Raw genomic sequence first — 17,330 nt, 5'->3', positions numbered from 1 at the left:
ATCACGCCGCCGGACGCGGTTTCCATACCCACAAGGAGAAGAACCATGGCTTTCAACATGCACAACCGCAACCTGCTCAGCCTGATGCACCACAGCACTCGCGAGCTGCGCTACCTGCTGGACCTGTCGCGCGACCTGAAACGCGCCAAGTACACCGGCACCGAACAGCCGCACCTGCTGCGCAAGAACATCGCGCTGATCTTCGAGAAGACCTCCACCCGCACCCGCTGCGCCTTTGAAGTCGCCGCCTATGATCAGGGCGCTAACGTCACCTACATCGACCCGGGCTCCTCGCAGATCGGCCACAAGGAATCGATGAAGGACACCGCCCGCGTGCTCGGGCGCATGTACGACGCCATCGAGTACCGCGGCTTCAAACAGGAAATCGTCGAAGACCTCGCCGCGTATGCCGGCGTGCCGGTGTTCAACGGCCTGACCGACGAATACCACCCGACCCAGATGCTCGCCGACGTGCTGACCATGCGCGAGCACAGCGACAAGCCGCTGCACGAGATCAGCTACGCCTACCTGGGCGACGCCCGCAACAACATGGGCAACTCGCTGCTGCTGATCGGCGCCAAGCTCGGCATGGACGTGCGCATCGCCGCGCCCAAGGCCCTGTGGCCCACCGATGAACACGTTGCCGCGTGCAAGAAATTCGCGGAAGAGAGCGGCGCGCGCATCACCCTCACCGAGGATGCCAAGGCCGCGGTCAAGGGCGTCGACTTCGTCCACACCGACGTCTGGGTGTCGATGGGCGAGCCGGTAGAAGCCTGGGGTGAACGCATCAAGGAACTGATGCCCTATCAGGTCAACGCCGAGCTGATGAAGTCTGTCGGCAACCCACGCGTGAAGTTCATGCACTGCCTGCCGGCCTTCCACAACAGCGAGACCAAGGTCGGCAAGCAGATCGCCGAACAGTACCCGCACCTGAAGAACGGCATCGAAGTGACCGACGACGTGTTCGAGTCGCCCTGGTGCATCGCCTTCGAGCAGGCGGAAAACCGCATGCACACCATCAAGGCGATCCTGGTCTCGACCCTGGCCGATGTCTAACCGCCGCCGCGGGCCGGGCACGCCCCGGCTCGCGCCCGTTCAAGGAGAATCAACATGCGACTAGTCATCGCCTTGGGTGGCAACGCCCTGCTGCGGCGTGGCGAAGCCATGACTGCAGAGAACCAGCGCATCAACGTGCGCATCGCCTGCGAACAGATCGCCAAGGTGGCCCCCGGCAACGAGCTGGTGATCGCCCACGGCAACGGCCCGCAGGTCGGCCTGCTGGCCCTGCAGGGCAACGCCTACGATCCGGCCAACCCCTATCCGCTGGACGTACTCGGCGCCGAGACCGAAGGCATGATCGGCTACATGATCGAACAGGAACTGGGCAACCTGCTGCCGTTCGAGGTGCCCTTCGCCACCATCCTGACTCAGGTCGAGGTGGACAGCGCCGACCCGGCCTTCCAGAAGCCGACCAAGCCGATCGGCCCGGTCTATCCCAAGGACGAGGCCGAGCGCCTGGCCAAGGAGAAAGGCTGGAGCATCGCTCCGGATGGCGACAAGTTCCGCCGCGTGGTGGCCAGCCCACGGCCGCAGCGGATCTTCGAAATCCGCCCGGTGAAGTGGCTGCTGGAGAAAGGCAGCGTGGTGATCTGCGCTGGCGGCGGCGGCATTCCGACCATGTACGACAACGGCAAGCTGCACGGCGTGGAAGCGGTGATCGACAAGGACCTGTGCTCGGCCCTGCTCGCCGAACAGCTGGATAGCGACCTGCTGGTGATCGCCACCGACGTGGACGCCGCCTACATCGACTGGGGCAAGCCGACGCAGAAGGCCATCGCCCAGGCCCACCCGGACGAACTGGAACGCCTCGGCTTCGCCGCCGGCTCCATGGGGCCGAAGGTCCAGGCCGCGGCCGAGTTCGCCCGCAACACCGGCAAGGTCGCGGTGATCGGCTCGCTGGCCAATATCGAGGCCATCGTCCAGGGCAAGTCCGGCACCCGCGTCAGCACCGCACAACCCGGCCTCAGCTACCACTGAGGCAACGCCTCTCACTGCCACTCGGCAGGCAGGTCGTGACCTAACAGTCACGACCTGCGTCATCCAGACATCCCGATTCATTTTGAGTCGCCACCCGGTAACCACCGCCTGGCCGGAACGGCCATTGCCTGCGTCAACGCCTACCGGGGCGCCCGAAGGAGTTATGCGTGATGTCTCGTCTACCCGTCATCGTCGGCTTCGGCGGCTATAACGCCGCCGGCAGAAGCTCGTTCCACCACGGCTTCCGCCGCATCGTCCAGGAATCGCTGGATGCCACCAGCCGCCAGCAGACCCTGGCCGGCCTGGCCGTGATGATGAAAATGGTGCAGGTGGTCGATGGCCAGTTTCGCAGCCTCGACGGCCAGCCGCTGAGCCTCGCCGAGATCGAGGCCCGGCATGGCGCCGAGATCCTCGCCGGCACCCTGGTACGGCGCATCGACAAGCGCCACCTGGACGTCGATGCCGCCCACTGGCAGAAGAATCTCGCCATCAGCGGCGCCCAGTTCACCACCCTGCGCAAGCACCTGCCCGAGCCGTTACCGGCCACCTGGCAGGTAGAAGACGTGGACGAGCAGCAGGTACGCGTCACCCTGAGCGACAGCTGCGAGTTCAAGGTCGACAGCTACCGCGCGCTGCCGGTGAAGTCCGCAGGCCAGTTGCCCGCCGGCTTCGAGCCCGGAGAGTTGTACCACTCGCACTTCCACCCGCGCGGCCTGCAGATGGCGGTGACCGGCGCCACCGACGCACTGCGCTCCACCGGCCTGGACTGGCGCACTATTCAGGACCATGTGCAGCCGGATGAGGTTGCGGTATTTGCCGGCAGCATCATGAGTCAGCTCGACGAATATGGCTTCGGCGGCATGCTGCAGTCGCGCCTCAAGGGCGGCCGGGTCACCGCCAAGCAGTGCCCGCTAGGCCTGAACACCATGCCGGCCGACTTCATCAACGCCTACGTGCTCGGCAGTGTCGGCACCACCGGCAGCGTCACCGGCGCCTGCGCCACCTTCCTCTACAACCTGCAGAAGGCCATCGAGCAGATCGCCAGCGGCAAGGCCCGCGTGGCCCTGGTCGGCAACGCCGAGGCGCCGATCACCCAGGAGGTCATCGACGGTTACGGCGCCATGGGCGCCCTCGCCACCGAGGACGGCCTGCGCAAGATCGAGGGTCGCGATGAGGTCGACTTCCAGCGCGCCAGCCGGCCGTTCGGCGACAACTGCGGCTTCACCCTCTCCGAGTCCTGCCAGTTCCTGGTGCTGATGGACGACGAACTGGCCCTGGAGCTGGGCGCCGACATCCACGGCGCGGTACCGGACGTGTTCATCAACGCCGACGGCTTCAAGAAGTCCATCTCCGCACCCGGCCCGGGCAACTACCTGACCCTGGCCAAGGCCGTGGCCAGCGCCATGCAGCTGGTCGGCGAGGACGGCGTGCGCCAGCGCAGCTTCGTCCATGCCCATGGCTCCAGCACCCCGGCCAACCGCACCACCGAATCTGAACTGCTGGACCGCGTCGCCGCGGCGTTCGGCATCGAGAGCTGGCCGATCACCGCAGTGAAGGCCTTCCTCGGCCACTCGCTGGCCACCGCCAGCGGCGACCAGGTGATCGCCGCCCTCGGCACCTTCCGCCACGGACTGCTGCCGGGCCTGAAGACCATCGACAAGGTCGCCGACGATGTCCATCGCCAGCACCTGAGCCTGGAAACCCGCGATCGCCAGGTCGACGGACTGGAAGTGTGCTTCATCAACTCCAAGGGCTTCGGCGGCAATAACGCCACCGGCGTGGTACTGGCGCCGCAGGTGGCCGAGCGTATGCTGCGCAAGCGCCATGGCGAGGCTGCATTCAGCACCTGGCAGACCAAGCGCGAAGCCACCCGTGCCAATGCCGAGGCGTACGACCAGCAGGCCCTGCAGGGCCGCTTCGACATCCTCTACAACTTCGGCCACGACCTGATCGACGACCAGCAGCTGCAGTTCAACGCCGACGGCATCCAGGTGCCGGGCTTCGCCCAGCCGTTGCTGTACAGGAAGGACGAGCGCTACAGCGACATGCTGTAAGGCGGCAAAGACTCAGCGGTGCAGCACGTACTGGCCGCTGAAGCGCACCGCCTCGGTATCGCCCGCGAGGATGCGGCTGTGCAGCCTGATCCGGGCCATGCCACGGCGCCGGTAGAGGGCGAGGAACTTGTCCCACTCCGCTACGGCGGGTGCGGAACAGGCCGCCACGGCGTCGCTCAGCACCGGCTCGGCATAATCGATCTGGCCCTGCTGGATGACGATATGGCCATCGTTAATCCCGGCCTCGCGCAGGCTCAGGTGCAGCCAGCCCCAACCGGCCAGCACGGCGCCACAGTACAGGCTGCCGCCGAACATGCTGCTCTTGTGATTGAAGTTGGCCGCCAGCGGCAGCGAGAGACGCAGCTCGCCGCCATGCCAGCCCAACACGCCCAGGCCGAGGGCCTGGGTCAGCGGGATGTCCTGGTGCAGCAGTTGCTCCAGGTAGAGGCGGTCATCGCTCATCAGTCGAACGCGCGAGCCAGCTGGATCAGTTCGGCGCGCCACTCGGCAGCTTGAGGCAGGCCGAGGAAGGATGGGTTGAGGTAGCTCTCGCGGGCCTCGTAGGTCAGTGCTTCGCCCTTGAGGTCCAGCACCTCGCCACCGGCGCCTTCCAGCACGCCCTGGGCTGCGGCGGTGTCCCACTGCGAAGTGGGCGCCAGGCGTGGATAGCAGTCGGCATTGCCTTCGGCCAGCAGGCAGAACTTCAGCGAGCTGCCGATATTGGCCAGCTGCAAGTCGCCGAAGCGCTCGGCCAGACCGGCCAGCAAGCGCTCCTGCGCCGGACTGGAGTGGCGCTTGCTGGCCACCAGGGTGAAGGCCTCGGCCGGCGCCAGGCGCACGGAGATGGCCTCGGGCTCGCCGCCCGCTTCCTGGCGCCAAGCACCCAGGCCGGCGCCACCGAAGTAGCAGCGGCCATTGGCCGGAATGCCGACCACGCCGAATACCACGCGGCCGCGCTCGATCAGCGCGACATTGACGGTGAACTCCTCGCTACCGGAGATGAACTCCTTGGTGCCGTCGAGCGGGTCGACCAACCACCAACGCTGCCAGGTGGTGCGCTCGGCGAGGGCAATACCGGCGTCCTCTTCGGACAGCACCGGCACCTCGGGGGCCAGCTCACGCAGGCCGGCGGCGAGGATCTCGTGAGCCGCCAGGTCAGCGGCGGTGACCGGCGAGGCGTCGGCCTTCTCGACCACCGCAACGTCGTTGCGCCAGTGCGGCAGGGTGGCCTGGCCGGCACGCTGAACCAGGGCGATCACCGCCGGCAGATAGGGATGACTCACAGCTTGAACTCTCCACGTTGGCTCAGCAGGTCGCGGACCAGATAGAGGGCGGCCAATGCACGGCCCTCGGTGAATTGCGGGTGCTGGACCAGGGCGCTGAGCTCGCGCAGGTTGACCTTGTCGACCCGCAGCGGCTCGGGCTCGTCGCCCGGCAGGCTCTCCTCGTAGAGATCGCGGGCCAGCACCACCTGGATCTTCTGGCTCATGTAGCCGGGCGACAGGCTCAGCTCGGCGATCAGTTCCAGGCGCTCGGCGCCGAAACCGGCTTCTTCCTTGAGCTCACGATTGGCAGCCACCAGCACGTCCTCGCCGGGCTCGATCAGGCCCTTGGGCAGCGATAGCTGGTAGTCGTCGGTACCGGCGCAGTACTCCTCGACCAGCACCGCGTGCTCGGCGTCGAGCAGCGCCACCACCATCACCGCGCCGTAGCCCGAGCCCTTGCCCACCAGCCGCTCGTAGGTGCGCTCGACGCCATTGGCGAAGCGCAGCTGCAGCTCTTCGACGCGGAACAGGCGGCTGCTGGCGACGATCTCGCGGGCCAGCACCTGGGGTTTCTCACGCATCATTCGCTCCTTGATTCGAACGGGTATCATACCCCGCTGCGCCGGAACATCCGCGCGGCTTCTTCGCTCTTCGTCTGTTTCCGGACTTTGCCATGCATCAGCTGCCCTGGGCCGATATCGATACCGTCCTGCTCGACATGGACGGCACCCTGCTCGACCTGCACTTCGACAACCATTTCTGGCTGCAACACCTGCCACAGCGCTATGCCGAATTGCACGGTGTGAGCCGCGAGGCCGCCGAGGCCGAGTTGCTGCCGCTGTTCCGCGAGCACGCCGGCACCCTGCCCTGGTACTGCACGGATTTCTGGAGCCGCGAGCTGAAGCTCTCGGTGCGCGACCTCAAGCGCGAGGTGGCCCACCTGATCGCCCTGCGCCCGGATGCCGACACCTTCCTCCAGGCACTGCGCACCGCCGGCAAGCGCGTGGTACTGATCACCAACGCCCATCGCGACTCGCTGTCGCTGAAGTTGGAGAAGGTCGAGCTGGCACCCTACTTCGATCGCCTGATCAGCTCCCACGACTACGGCTTCCCCAAGGAAGACCAGCAGTTCTGGTTCGCCCTGCAGCAGGACTTCCCCTTCGATCCGGCGCGTAGCCTGTTCATCGACGACAGCCTGCCGATCCTGCGCAGCGCCGGGCGCTATGGCGTCACCCACCTGCGGGCGGTACGCCAGCCGGACAGCCGCGGCCAGGCCAAGGACACCGAGGAGTTCGCCGCCGTCGAGGACTACCGCCAGCTCAGCGCGCAGCTCGCCCTCCCTGCCTGATCCGGACAGCCCCAACCTGCCCCGGTTCGCCGACTGCGCCATTTTTTGCACAAGCCGTGACTGGCCTCGCAGCCTGGGCAAGCGCCACTTGCCCAGCGAAGCGGCGCTGGCAGCATGTGCGCCATCCACCAACGAAGGTCCGTGTTAATGAAGTACTCCTCTGTTCTCCTGCTCTCTCTCGGCCTGGCCAGCGCCAGCGCACTGGCCGGCAACACCTCGGCCGGCGTCGGCGGCGCCCTGGGCGGCGCGCTGGGTAGCGTGGTCGGCGAGCAGATCGGCGGCAGCACCGGCGCCGCCATCGGTGCCGGCGTCGGCGGCGCGGCCGGCAGTGCGGTCGGCGCCGACAAGCGCAATCGTACCGAGGCGGCCATTGGCGGCGGCATCGGCGCGGCCGGCGGCCAGGTGATCGGCAACAAGGTCGGCGGCAGCACCGGTGGCGCCATCGGCGCGGCAGTGGGTGGCGGCGCTGGCGGCGCGCTGGGCAACTACTACGGTGATGACCAGGACGATGATGGCCACGACCGCGGCGAGCATCGCGGGCACAAGAAGCACTACAAGAAGAAGCACAAGCACCGCCACCACGATCACGACTGATCGCAGAAACGACAAGGCCCGCACGATGCGGGCCTTGTGTTTTGCGGCGTCTGAAAGCTATCCGATCAGATGCCTTCGCGGCGCAGGGCGGCAGCGGTGAAGTCGCCCTTGTTCAGCTTGACGCCGAAGTCGTACATCGGTTCGTTGTTGTCCAGGCCGTCGACGAAGTAACGCTGGCCCTTGAAGTCGTAGATGGTCTCCAGGGTGCTGACGAAGACCGGTACTTCGTAGTAGCTGATCGGGTGCGCTTCCTGCAGGCCGACCAGTTCGCCGTTCTTGTCGTACAGGTCGACGGCGAGGATCTGCCAGCTGTCCTCGTCGATGTAGAAGCGACGCGCGGCATACGGATGGCTGAAGCCCTTACGCAGCTTGGCATCGACCACCCAGACGCGGTGCAGCTCGTGGCGCAGCAGCTCGGGATTGACGTGCTTCTTCTGCAGGATCTTCTCGTAGGCGATGCCCTTCTGGTGCACGGCGTAGCTGTTGTACGGCACCAGCATTTCCTGCTTGCCCACCAGGGTCCACTCGTAGCGGTCCGGCGCACCGTTGTAGGCATCGACCACGTCGGCGGTGGCCATGCCGTTGGTGTCCGGCTGCATGGCCTCATAGGCCAGCATCGGCAGGCGACGTACACGACGCTCGCCACGGCTGAAGCGCCAGGCCTTGCGGATCGCCAGGACCTGGTCGAGGGTCTCCTGCACCACCAGCGAGGAACCGGCCAGTTTGCTCGGCGCGGTCACCACGTACTTGTAGAAGAACAGGGTGTTGTCCAGATCGGCGGGGGTCACGCCCTCACGACCGTAGATGAACATGATGTCGCGCTCGCGCTTGACCAGCACATAGTCGCCGCCCTTGAGCACAGCGGCGTGGTTGGTGGTCATGCGGGTCTGCTCACCACGGTAGCGGGTGATGTGGTTCCAGATCGCTTCCTGGCCGCTCTGCGGGATCGGGAAGGGAATGCCGGCCGCGGTGCCTTCGATACCGTTACCGCCGGCGATCAGGCTGGCGTTGGTGGCATTGTAACGCGTGGCATCGTAGATACGCTGCGGCGAGGCGGCGCTACGGCGCGTAGGCAGCACGCGCAGGTAGTAGTCCGGACTTTCCGCCAGCAGCTTCTGGTAACCCGGGGTCAGCACGGCCTTGTACTGGGCCATGTTGTTCTTGTCGACGCGATACAGCTCGGCATCGGCGGCGAAGGGGTCCGGATGGTGCATGCCGGGCTGATAGTTGGCCGGCGGCGTGGCTACGCCACCCTCCCAGGACGGGATGGTGCCGGCGGCATTGCCGGCGCGCTCGCCGCCCAGCGGCGTCAGGTCCTGGCCGAGGCGCGCGGCCTGGGTCGCGTCGACGCGGGCGTGTGCCGGCAGACTGACGGCAGCCGCCAGAGACAGTACAGCAAGAGTTCTCAGCACAGCATTCTCCTCGCGGCGCACTCCGACGCCGCTACTTCTTATTCGTACGGCCAGACACGGCCGCGCTTGCGGATTAGCGTTGGGTGAGGCTTTGGCCATCCTGGCGCCGGGTGGGCCCGGTCATCGGCCCCGCATCCGGCAGGGCTCTGAATACTTACTCGGTACGCTGGAACTTGAGGTCCCAGACCCCATGGCCGAGGCGCTCGCCGCGCTTCTCGAACTTGGTCACCGGGCGCTCGCTGGGGCGTTCTACGTAACCCGCGGCGCCGGCCACATTATGGTAGCCCGGAGCCAGCGACATTACCTCCAACATATGTTCCGCATATGGCTGCCAATCGGTGGCCATGTGCAAGATGCCGCCGACCTTGAGCTTGCTGCGTACCAGTTCGGCGAAGCTCGCCTGGACGATGCGGCGCTTGTGGTGACGGGCCTTGTGCCAGGGATCGGGGAAGAACAACAGGACGCGGTCGAGGCTGGCGTCGGCCACGCAGTCGCGCAGCACTTCCAGGGCGTCGCAGCTGTATACGCGGATGTTGGAGAGGTTCTGCGTGAGCATGCCGTTGAGCAGGGCACCGACACCCGGCTTGTGCACTTCCACGCCGATGAAGTCCTGCTCCGGCGCGGCAGCGGCCATCTCCAGGGTGGCGTGGCCCATGCCGAAGCCGATCTCGAAGGTGCGCGGCGCGCTGCGGCCGAACACCTGGTCGAAGTCGCGCAGGCCGTCTTCCAGCTGCAGGCCGAACTGCGGCCAGCCCTGGTCCAGGCCACGCTGCTGGCCTTCGGTCATGCGCCCGGAGCGCATGACGAAACTCTTGATGGCGCGCATATGGCGCTGGGCAGTGCCTTCGTCTGCCGGCTCGATGATGTCGCTCATTGAATTCTCTTACTTGATCAAGCCGTCCAGCGGCGAGGACGCGCTGGCATAGAGTTTCTTCGGCATGCGCCCGGCCAGGTAGGCCATGCGCCCGGCGATGATCGCGTGCTTCATCGCCGCACCCATCAGGATCGGGTCCTGGGCGTGGGCGATGGCGCTGTTCATCAGCACCGCTTCGCAACCCAGCTCCATGGCGATGGTGGCGTCGGAGGCGGTACCTACGCCGGCGTCGACCAGCACCGGCACGGTCGCTTCTTCGAGGATGATGCGCAGGTTGTAGGGGTTGCAGATGCCCAGCCCGGTACCGATCAGGCCGGCCAGCGGCATCACCGCGATGCAGCCCATCTCGGCCAGCTGGCGGGCGATGATCGGGTCATCGCTGGTGTAGACCATCACGTCGAAGCCTTCCTTGACCAGCACTTCGGCGGCCTTGAGGGTCTCGATCACGTTGGGAAACAGGGTCTTCTGGTCGGCCAGCACTTCCAGCTTGACCAGCTTGTGGCCGTCGAGCAGCTCGCGGGCCAGGCGGCAGGTGCGCACCGCTTCCTCGGCGTTATAGCAGCCGGCGGTGTTGGGCAGGATGGTGTACTTGTCCGGCGAGATCACGTCGAGCAGGTTCGGCTCGCCCGGGTTCTGCCCGATGTTGGTCCGGCGCACCGCCACGGTGACGATCTCGGCACCGCTGGCCTCGATGGCCAGGCGGGTTTCCTCGAGGTCCTTGTACTTGCCGGTACCCACCAGCAGACGCGACTCGTAGGTGCGGCCGGCCAGGGTGAAGGGCTTGTCGATGATGGCGCTCATGGCAGTTCCTCGGGCGACTAGCCGCCGCCGATGGCGTGAACGACTTCCAGCTGGTCGCCGTCGCGCAGGATGGTGGAGCCGTGCTGGCTGCGCGGCACGATGTCCAGATTGAGCTCGACCGCCACCCGCTTGCCGGCAGCATCGAGGCGCACGAGCAGGTCGGTGACCGTGGCGCCGTCGGGCAACTCGAAGGGTTCGCCGTTCAACTGGATGAGCATGGCTGGTCGGTCAGATTCTGAAAAAGGGTCGGCATTCTAGCCCGATCGGCGACAGCCACCAAGGCAAGCGCACACCATCCGTCAGGCGCGGCCGCTGCGCCAGGCTGCCAGCCCCAGGCACAGCCAGCCGGCGAGGAAGCACACGCCGCCCAGCGGGGTGATCATACCCAGCTTGCCCACAGCGCTCAGGGTCAGCAGATAGAGGCTACCGGAGAACAGCAGGATACCGAGCGCGAACATGCTACCGGCGGCCTTGAGCAGGCGGCCAGGCAGGCGCTCGGCGAGCAGCGCCACACCGAACAGGGCCAGGGCGTGGATCAGCTGGTAGTGCACGCCAGTCTGGAACACCGCCAGATACTCCGCGCTCAGCTGGCCCTTGAGGCCGTGGGCGGCGAAGGCGCCGAGAGCCACGCCGGAGAAGCCGGCCACAGCCGCCAGCAACAGAAAGACTCGTAACATGATCGGTTCCCAGACAGGTTGAATGCGGCCGCTATAATGGCCGCTCCCTCCCACCGGGCCAAGCCATGCTGCGCAACCTGTTCCGTCGCCTGATCAAGCTGCTGCTGTGGTTCGCCGCCGGCTCCGCACTGCTGGTACTGGCGTTGCGCTGGATCGACCCGCCCGGCACCGCGCTGATGGCCGAGCGCAAGGTGCAGTCCTGGGTCGATGGTGAGCCGATCGACCTGCAGCGCAGCTGGCGTCCATGGAAGGAGCTGCCGGACAGCCTGAAGATCGCGGTGATCGCCGCCGAGGACCAGAAGTTCGCCGAGCACTGGGGCTTCGACGTCGCCGCCATCCGCCAGGCCCTGGAGCACAACGCCGAGGGCGGCAGCCTGCGCGGCGCCAGCACCATCAGTCAGCAGGTGGCCAAGAACCTGTTCCTCTGGTCCGGCCGCAGCTGGCCGCGCAAGGCGCTGGAAGCCTGGTTCACCGGCCTGATCGAGCTGCTCTGGCCCAAGCAGCGCATCCTCGAGGTGTACCTCAACAGCGTGGAATGGGGCGACGGCGTGTTCGGTGCCGAGGCCGCCGCACGCCACCACTTCAAGGTCGGCGCGCCCTACCTGTCACGCACCCAGGCCAGCCTGCTCGCCGCCGTGCTGCCCAACCCGCGCGCCTGGAGCGCCAGCCGTCCCGGCCCGCATGTGCAGCGCCGCGCCGCCTGGATTCGCCAGCAGAGCTACCAGCTGGGCGGCAGCCACTACCTCAGCCAGCTGTCGTGGCAGCTGCCGCAATGGTGGCCGAAGTGGGCGCCGCGCTCCTGAGGCGCAGCAAGCCCCAGGCAATCAGCGCCTGGCCGCTGAAGTAGCAGGTGACGATCACCAGCACCGCATGCGGGAAGGGCTGCACGAACTTGTTCACCCCGATCAGCGAGTCCGCCACCACGAACAGCATGGCGCCCAGCCACAGCGGACCCGGCCGCGACTCCAAGCGCCCGGCCAGGATGGCCATGGCCAGCAGGCAGCTCAGATAGATCGCCACCGGGATCTTCAGTGCCCCGGCCGCCGGCAGCATCCAGGCCGCCATCAGCAGGGAATAGAGCACGACCGGCAGGCTGCGCCAGAGCAGCCAGGGTCGGCCGCGCCCGAGCAGGGCGAAGGCCACCACGAAGGCCAGCTGGTTGACCAGGAAGGACAGCAGCGCCTGGATGAACAGACCATCACGGTTACCGAAATCGAGGAAGAAGTCACCGGCGGCCGCGCCCAGGAATCCCAGCGCCAGCCAGCGCCCGGCCGCGCCGGGGAAAGCCCGCCAGGCCAGGGCGGCGAAGATCAGCATGGGCAGCGGCTTGAGCAGCCAGCCCAGCGGATAGGGCTTGAGCGGCAGCAGGAGCAGATAGATGACACCCAGCCCGATGGCGAGGGTGTAGAGGCGCAGCTGGCTGGCAGACATGGCGGACTCCCGTAGATGGAGAGCCGATCCTGCCTATGGCCACGCCGCCCGACCAGTCGTCAGGCGCCAGCAGCCATGGCCGAACGCGTCAGTGCTGCAACAGGCGCTTGGGCACGGCGCGCAGCAACTGCACGTGCCCATCCTTGATATGCGCGGTCAGGCCCTGCTGCGGATAGACCCAGGCCTCGCCCTCCTGCAGCTGCAGGCGCAGACGCGGCTCACCCAGGCTGGCGCTCAGCGTCGTCGCCGGCACCAGTTGCTGTGGCAACAGATTGAGCCCCTCGATGTTGCGCCCGGCCAGTTGTGTCAGCATCTCCGCCGACTGAGGCTGCTCGGGGTCGTTCGGGCGCACACCACTGGCTGCGGCCAGGCTGGCGCGCTGCGCATCGCTGAGCGTCAGCTCGCCCTCTACCTGCCAACCGTCCAGCTCACCGCGCAGCAGCAGACGCGGGCCGTCCAGGCGCGGCTGCAGCCACAGCTCAGACGCGGACAGACGCTGACTCAGATCGCCGACGGTGAGGCGGTCCTCGAGCAGCGGCCGCAGCACCTCGACATCCCACTGCTGCAACCAGGGCGACGGCGCGGGCTTGTCCTCGCGCGGAGTCAGAAACCAGTAGCCGAGCAGGCAGCTGGCCAGGGCCACGATGGTGAACAGCAGGGCGGGCGGACGACGACTCACGAACAAACTCCGGACAGAAAAAAGCCGCACCTGGGTGCGGCTTCTCGGGGTGGTGCGACTTACGCCTGAATCGAGCCTTTCAGCTTGTTCATGGCGTTCTTCTCCAACTGGCGAATACGCTCGGCGGAGACGTTGTACTTGGCAGCCAGGTCATGCAGGGTCGCCTTCTCCTCGGCCAGCCAGCGCTGGTAGAGGATGTCGCGGCTGCGCTCGTCCAGGCCTTCCAGCGCTTCGTGCAGGCTGGCGTTGGCGCTGTCGCTCCAGTCAGCCTCTTCCAGCTGGCGAGCCGGATCGTAGCGATGGTCTTCCAGGTAGTGAGCCGGCGACTGGTAGGCGGTGTCGTCGTCGGCATCAGCGGCCGGATCGAAGGCCATGTCATGGCCCGTCAGACGGCTCTCCATCTCGCGCACTTCGCGCGGCTCCACGCCCAGGCTGTCGGCCACGGCATGCACTTCATCGTTGCTCAGCCAGGCCAGACGCTTCTTCTGGCTGCGCAGGTTGAAGAACAGCTTGCGCTGCGCCTTGGTGGTGGCGACCTTGACGATGCGCCAGTTGCGCAGAATGAACTCGTGAATCTCGGCCTTGATCCAGTGCACGGCGAAGGACACCAGGCGCACACCCATCTCAGGGTTGAAACGCTTGACCGCCTTCATCAGGCCGACGTTGCCTTCCTGAATCAGGTCGGCCTGGGCCAGGCCATAACCGGCATAGCTGCGGGCGATGTGCACGACGAAACGCAGGTGGGCCAGCACCATCTGGCGCGCGGCTTCCAGGTCTTGCTCGTAGTAGAGACTCTCGGCCAGCTCGCGCTCCTGCTCGACGGACAGCAACGGAATGCTGTTCACCGCATGCACATAGGCCTCCAGGTTGGCGCCTGGGACTAGGGCATGGACAGGTTGCAGGGAAGTGGTCATCAAAAACCTCCGGTATTACGGGATCGGCGCAGTCTAGCACCGTCGATCCTGAGACGGGCAAGCTGGACGAAAGTTCCCGTACAGCTAGCCAGGGATCGATACAAAAACACAACTGTTACTTTGGTGCGAGCTCGCTCAGATGGCGGGCTACCGCAAGCCAGGCGCCAATATAACCGAGGAAAACCGCGCCCAACAGCAGTGACAGACCATCGGCGGCCGGCACGCCGACCAGGGCGAAGTCGCTGCCATACAGGCCGGCCAGGCGCACCACGGCGTCGTTCAGCCAGTCCAGGCCGAACGCCAGCAGCCCCCAGGACAGCAAGCCGGCACCCAGGCCATAGAGCGCACCCATATAGAGGAAGGGGCGGCGCACGTAGCCGTCGGTACCGCCGACCAGCTTGATCACCTCGATCTCGCTGCGACGGTTCTCGATGTGCAGACGAATGGTGTTGCCGATCACCAGCAGCAGCGCCATCACCAGCAGCAGGGTCAGGCCGAAGACAAAGCGATCGCCCAGGCCGAGGATGGCGCCCAGGCGCTCCACCCACTGCAGGTCGAGCTGCGCCTGGTCGACACCCGGCATCTCGGACAGGCGTTGGCGCAAGGCCTCCAGACGCGCCTTGTCGATCTCCTTAGGCGTGACCACCACCACCGCCGGCAGCGGGTTGTCCGGCAGATCGCGCAGGGCCTGGCCAAGGCCGGACTGCTGCTCGAACGCGGCCAGGCCGGCCTCGCGACCGATGAACTCGGCTTCGGCCACATCGTCCATGCCGGCGACTTCGTCGCGCAGTTGCAGGCCGGCGTCGTCACCAGCCTCGACTTTCAGGTACAGGGAAATCTGCGCAGCCTTCTGCCAGGAGCCGCCTAGGCGCTCGACGTTGTCCAGCAGCAGGGCCAGGCCCATGGGCAGCGACAGCGCCACGGCCATCACCAGGCAAGTGAAGAAGCTGCCGATCGGCTGGCCGACCAGGCGGCCGAGGCTGTCAACCAGGCTGGCGCGATGGCTCTCGACCCAGGCGGCGAACAGGGTGGAGAAGTCCGGGCCCTGCTTGATCGGCTTGTCGGCCTTGCTCTGCACGGCGCCGACGCGTTCGGCGGCCTTGATATTGCGTTGAGTGTCGCTCATCAGCTGGCCTCCCCGTCGCCGATCAGTCGGCCGCGCTGCAGGGTCAGCATGCGGTGGCGCATGCGCGCGATCAGGGCCAGGTCATGGCTGGCGATCAGCACGGTGGTGCCGAGGCGGTTGATGTCCTCGAACACGCCCATGATCTCGGCGGCCAGGCGCGGGTCGAGGTTACCGGTAGGTTCGTCCGCCAGCAGCAGGGCCGGGCGATGCACAACGGCGCGGGCGATGCCGACACGCTGCTGCTGACCGGTGGACAGGTCCGCCGGCGATTGCTCGGCCTTGTCGGACAGCGACACGCGCTCCAGCGCCGCGCCGACCCGCTTGGCGATGTCCGGCTTGGACAGGCCGAGAATCTGCAGCGGCAGGGCGACGTTGTCGAACACCGTGCGATCGAACAGCAGCTGGTGGTTCTGGAACACCACGCCGATCTGCCGGCGCAGGAAGGGAATCTGTGCGGTGGTGATCTGCGACAGGTCCTGGCCCGCCAGCAGCAGCTTGCCGCTGGTCGGCCGTTCCATCGCCAGCAGCAGGCGCAGCAGGGTGGACTTGCCCGCACCGGAGTGGCCGGTGACGAAGAGGAACTCGCCGCGGCGCACGCCAAAGCTCAGTTCGTGCAACCCGACATGGCCGTTGGCGTAGCGCTTGCCGACCTGCTCGAATCGAATCATCCCTGTTCCTTCTCAGCAAAGAGTGCCTGGACGAAGTCCGCGGCGACGAAGGTGCGCAGATCGTCGATGCCCTCGCCGACACCGATGTAGCGGATCGGCAGGCCGAACTGCTTGGCCAGGGCGAAAATCACCCCACCCTTGGCGGTGCCGTCCAGCTTGGTCAGCGCCAGCCCGGTGAGGGCCACGGCCTGGTTGAACTGCTTGGTCTGGTTGATCGCGTTCTGCCCGGTGCCGGCGTCCAGCACCAGCAGCACCTCGTGGGGCGCGGTTTCATCCAGTTTGCCAATGACCCGACGGACCTTCTTCAGTTCCTCCATCAGGTTGTCCTTGGTGTGCAGGCGGCCGGCGGTGTCGGCGATCAGCACATCGACGCCACGGGCCTTGGCGGCCTGCACCGCATCGAAGATCACCGAAGCGGAATCGGCGCCGGTGTGCTGGGCGATCACCGCGATCTGGTTGCGCTCGCCCCACACCTGCAGCTGCTCGACAGCGGCGGCGCGGAAGGTGTCGCCGGCGGCGAGCATGACCTTCTTGCCCTCGCTCTGCAGTTTCTTGGCCAGCTTGCCGATGGTGGTGGTCTTGCCGACGCCGTTCACGCCGACCACCAGGATCACGTAGGGCTGCTTCTCGGCATTGACCATCAGCGGCTGCTCAACCGGCTTGAGCAAGCCACCCAGCTCTTCCTGCAGTGCCTTGTACAGCGCCTCGCTGTCGGCCAGCTCCTTGCGCGCCACGCGCTTGGTCAGGCTGCCGATGATCACGCCGGTCGCCTCGACGCCGACGTCGGCGGTCAGCAGGCGGGTTTCCAGTTCTTCGAGCAGGTCGTCGTCGATGGCCTTCTTGCCGAGGAACAGGCTGGCCATACCCTCGCCCAGGCTGGCGCTGGTCTTCGACAGGCTCTGCTTGAGGCGGGCGAACCAGCCGCCCTGGTTGTCACCGGGCTTGCTCTGCTCGACCTGAACGGGCGCGGCTTCGACCACCGGCTGCGGCTCGGGCTGAATTTCAACCTGCACCGGCTGTTCGTGCACCGGGTGGCTGACCTGATCGCCGGCATTGATACGGAAACGCGAGAAGGCCGGCTTCGGCTCTTCTGCTGGCGGCAGGGCCTCGGCCACCGGCTCGACCGCGGGTTGCTCCACGGCAGGCGCGGGGGCAGCAACTTCGGCGACAGGCGGTTGCTCGACGCTCGGCTCAGCGACTACTGGGGCGCTGACCGGCTCGACGGCAGGTGTCGGGCTGGCGGGCGCCTCGGCCTCGACCGGGGCTACGGGTGCGGCCGGCTCGGGCTGGGCGGATTCGGGAGTAGCCTGGGGCTCCTGCGGCTTCTTGCGCAGCCAGCCGAACAGGGATTTCTTCTCGCCGGGTTGCTCCGGCGATGGCTTGTCGTCTTGGGAACCAAACATGGGTCGCTTGATCTCAGGGGAGCCGCACGGATCGCCGCGCCGCCCCG

The 17,330-nt window shown here is 66.6% G+C and carries 20 protein-coding genes; 6 read left to right on the top strand and 14 right to left on the bottom strand.

Translation table 11 applies throughout. From position 1 onward, the window contains the following. Window positions 1-45: 45 nt before the first annotated feature. From IP89_RS04780 to IP89_RS04770, 3 genes are all read left to right on the top strand, one after another. Entirely contained in the window at window positions 46-1,056 is a 1,011-nt protein-coding gene (locus IP89_RS04780) for an ornithine carbamoyltransferase (protein WP_043308043.1), read from the top strand. Window positions 1,057-1,110: 54 nt separating this feature from the next. Continuing rightward, on the top strand, window positions 1,111-2,037 hold the full coding sequence (gene arcC, locus IP89_RS04775) for a carbamate kinase (RefSeq protein ID WP_043308042.1): 927 nt from the start codon (window positions 1,111-1,113) through the stop codon (window positions 2,035-2,037). Window positions 2,038-2,207: 170 nt separating this feature from the next. Further along, a complete protein-coding gene (locus IP89_RS04770) occupies window positions 2,208-4,091 on the top strand; it encodes a beta-ketoacyl synthase (RefSeq protein ID WP_043308041.1) in 1,884 nt (627 codons plus the stop codon). A gap of 12 nt (window positions 4,092-4,103) precedes the next feature. Here IP89_RS04770 and IP89_RS04765 read toward each other — a convergent pair whose 3' ends face one another. The 3 genes from IP89_RS04765 to nudE are packed head-to-tail and all read right to left on the bottom strand — an operon-like array spanning window position 4,104 to window position 5,937. After that, window positions 4,104-4,553 (bottom strand): thioesterase domain-containing protein, encoded by a 450-nt coding sequence (locus tag IP89_RS04765; protein ID WP_043308040.1) that lies wholly within the window; start codon window positions 4,551-4,553, stop codon window positions 4,104-4,106. Further along, a complete protein-coding gene (cysQ, locus tag IP89_RS04760; protein ID WP_043308039.1) occupies window positions 4,553-5,374 on the bottom strand; it encodes a 3'(2'),5'-bisphosphate nucleotidase CysQ in 822 nt (273 codons plus the stop codon). Before cysQ ends, IP89_RS04765 begins: the two co-directional genes overlap by 1 nt. After that, window positions 5,371-5,937 (bottom strand): ADP compounds hydrolase NudE, encoded by a 567-nt coding sequence (gene nudE / locus IP89_RS04755; RefSeq protein ID WP_043308038.1) that lies wholly within the window; start codon window positions 5,935-5,937, stop codon window positions 5,371-5,373. Before nudE ends, cysQ begins: the two co-directional genes overlap by 4 nt. Window positions 5,938-6,029: 92 nt before the next feature. On the opposite strand from nudE, the gene yrfG reads away from it, so the two are divergent. Both yrfG and IP89_RS04745 read left to right on the top strand, forming a co-directional pair. Further along, a complete protein-coding gene (gene yrfG / locus IP89_RS04750; RefSeq protein ID WP_043308037.1) occupies window positions 6,030-6,704 on the top strand; it encodes a GMP/IMP nucleotidase in 675 nt (224 codons plus the stop codon). A 147-nt stretch (window positions 6,705-6,851) separates the two neighbouring features. After that, on the top strand, window positions 6,852-7,298 hold the full coding sequence (locus IP89_RS04745) for a YMGG-like glycine zipper-containing protein (RefSeq protein WP_043308036.1): 447 nt from the start codon (window positions 6,852-6,854) through the stop codon (window positions 7,296-7,298). Between the two features lie 65 nt (window positions 7,299-7,363). Here the strand turns inward: IP89_RS04745 and IP89_RS04740 are convergent, their stop codons facing one another. The 5 genes from IP89_RS04740 to IP89_RS04720 form a co-directional block, all read right to left on the bottom strand. Next, window positions 7,364-8,710 (bottom strand): DUF1329 domain-containing protein, encoded by a 1,347-nt coding sequence (locus tag IP89_RS04740; RefSeq protein ID WP_043308035.1) that lies wholly within the window; start codon window positions 8,708-8,710, stop codon window positions 7,364-7,366. Window positions 8,711-8,864: 154 nt separating this feature from the next. Further along, window positions 8,865-9,536 carry a tRNA (guanosine(46)-N7)-methyltransferase TrmB gene (gene trmB / locus IP89_RS04735; RefSeq protein ID WP_218185986.1) on the bottom strand — a complete coding sequence of 224 codons (672 nt, stop codon included), beginning with the start codon at window positions 9,534-9,536 and terminating at the stop codon, window positions 8,865-8,867. A gap of 57 nt (window positions 9,537-9,593) precedes the next feature. Continuing rightward, window positions 9,594-10,385 carry a thiazole synthase gene (locus tag IP89_RS04730; RefSeq protein ID WP_043308033.1) on the bottom strand — a complete coding sequence of 264 codons (792 nt, stop codon included), beginning with the start codon at window positions 10,383-10,385 and terminating at the stop codon, window positions 9,594-9,596. A 17-nt stretch (window positions 10,386-10,402) separates the two neighbouring features. After that, window positions 10,403-10,603, bottom strand: coding sequence for a sulfur carrier protein ThiS (gene thiS / locus IP89_RS04725; protein WP_043308032.1), 201 nt, complete (start codon window positions 10,601-10,603; stop codon window positions 10,403-10,405). 81 nt (window positions 10,604-10,684) lie between these two features. Next, window positions 10,685-11,062: a DUF423 domain-containing protein gene (locus IP89_RS04720; RefSeq protein WP_043308031.1), complete on the bottom strand. Its 378-nt coding sequence runs from the start codon at window positions 11,060-11,062 to the stop codon at window positions 10,685-10,687. Window positions 11,063-11,127: 65 nt separating this feature from the next. On the opposite strand from IP89_RS04720, the gene mtgA reads away from it, so the two are divergent. After that, window positions 11,128-11,865 carry a monofunctional biosynthetic peptidoglycan transglycosylase gene (gene mtgA / locus IP89_RS04715; RefSeq protein WP_043308030.1) on the top strand — a complete coding sequence of 246 codons (738 nt, stop codon included), beginning with the start codon at window positions 11,128-11,130 and terminating at the stop codon, window positions 11,863-11,865. Here mtgA and IP89_RS04710 read toward each other — a convergent pair. The 6 genes from IP89_RS04710 to ftsY all read right to left on the bottom strand — a co-directional run bounded on the left by IP89_RS04710 (window position 11,807) and on the right by ftsY (window position 17,283). Next, entirely contained in the window at window positions 11,807-12,493 is a 687-nt protein-coding gene (locus tag IP89_RS04710; protein WP_043308029.1) for a lysoplasmalogenase, read from the bottom strand. The genes mtgA and IP89_RS04710 overlap by 59 nt on opposite strands. 88 nt (window positions 12,494-12,581) lie before the next feature. Continuing rightward, entirely contained in the window at window positions 12,582-13,172 is a 591-nt protein-coding gene (locus IP89_RS04705) for a hypothetical protein (protein ID WP_043308028.1), read from the bottom strand. A 59-nt stretch (window positions 13,173-13,231) separates the two neighbouring features. Further along, window positions 13,232-14,086 (bottom strand): RNA polymerase sigma factor RpoH, encoded by an 855-nt coding sequence (gene rpoH, locus IP89_RS04700; RefSeq protein ID WP_043308027.1) that lies wholly within the window; start codon window positions 14,084-14,086, stop codon window positions 13,232-13,234. A gap of 115 nt (window positions 14,087-14,201) precedes the next feature. Beyond that, window positions 14,202-15,212, bottom strand: coding sequence for a permease-like cell division protein FtsX (gene ftsX, locus IP89_RS04695; RefSeq protein ID WP_043308026.1), 1,011 nt, complete (start codon window positions 15,210-15,212; stop codon window positions 14,202-14,204). Next, window positions 15,212-15,880, bottom strand: a complete 669-nt coding sequence (gene ftsE / locus IP89_RS04690) for a cell division ATP-binding protein FtsE (RefSeq protein ID WP_043308025.1) — start codon at window positions 15,878-15,880, stop codon at window positions 15,212-15,214. Before ftsE ends, ftsX begins: the two co-directional genes overlap by 1 nt. After that, window positions 15,877-17,283 (bottom strand): signal recognition particle-docking protein FtsY, encoded by a 1,407-nt coding sequence (gene ftsY, locus IP89_RS04685; protein WP_043308024.1) that lies wholly within the window; start codon window positions 17,281-17,283, stop codon window positions 15,877-15,879. Before ftsY ends, ftsE begins: the two co-directional genes overlap by 4 nt. Between the last annotated feature and the right edge of the window lie 47 nt (window positions 17,284-17,330).

This window comes from Pseudomonas sp. ML96 (genome assembly GCF_000761545.1).
Taxonomy (GTDB): Bacteria; Pseudomonadota; Gammaproteobacteria; order Pseudomonadales; family Pseudomonadaceae; genus Aquipseudomonas.
Note: the sequence above shows the minus strand (reverse complement) of the source record. Positions and strands in the feature narration are given on the sequence as shown.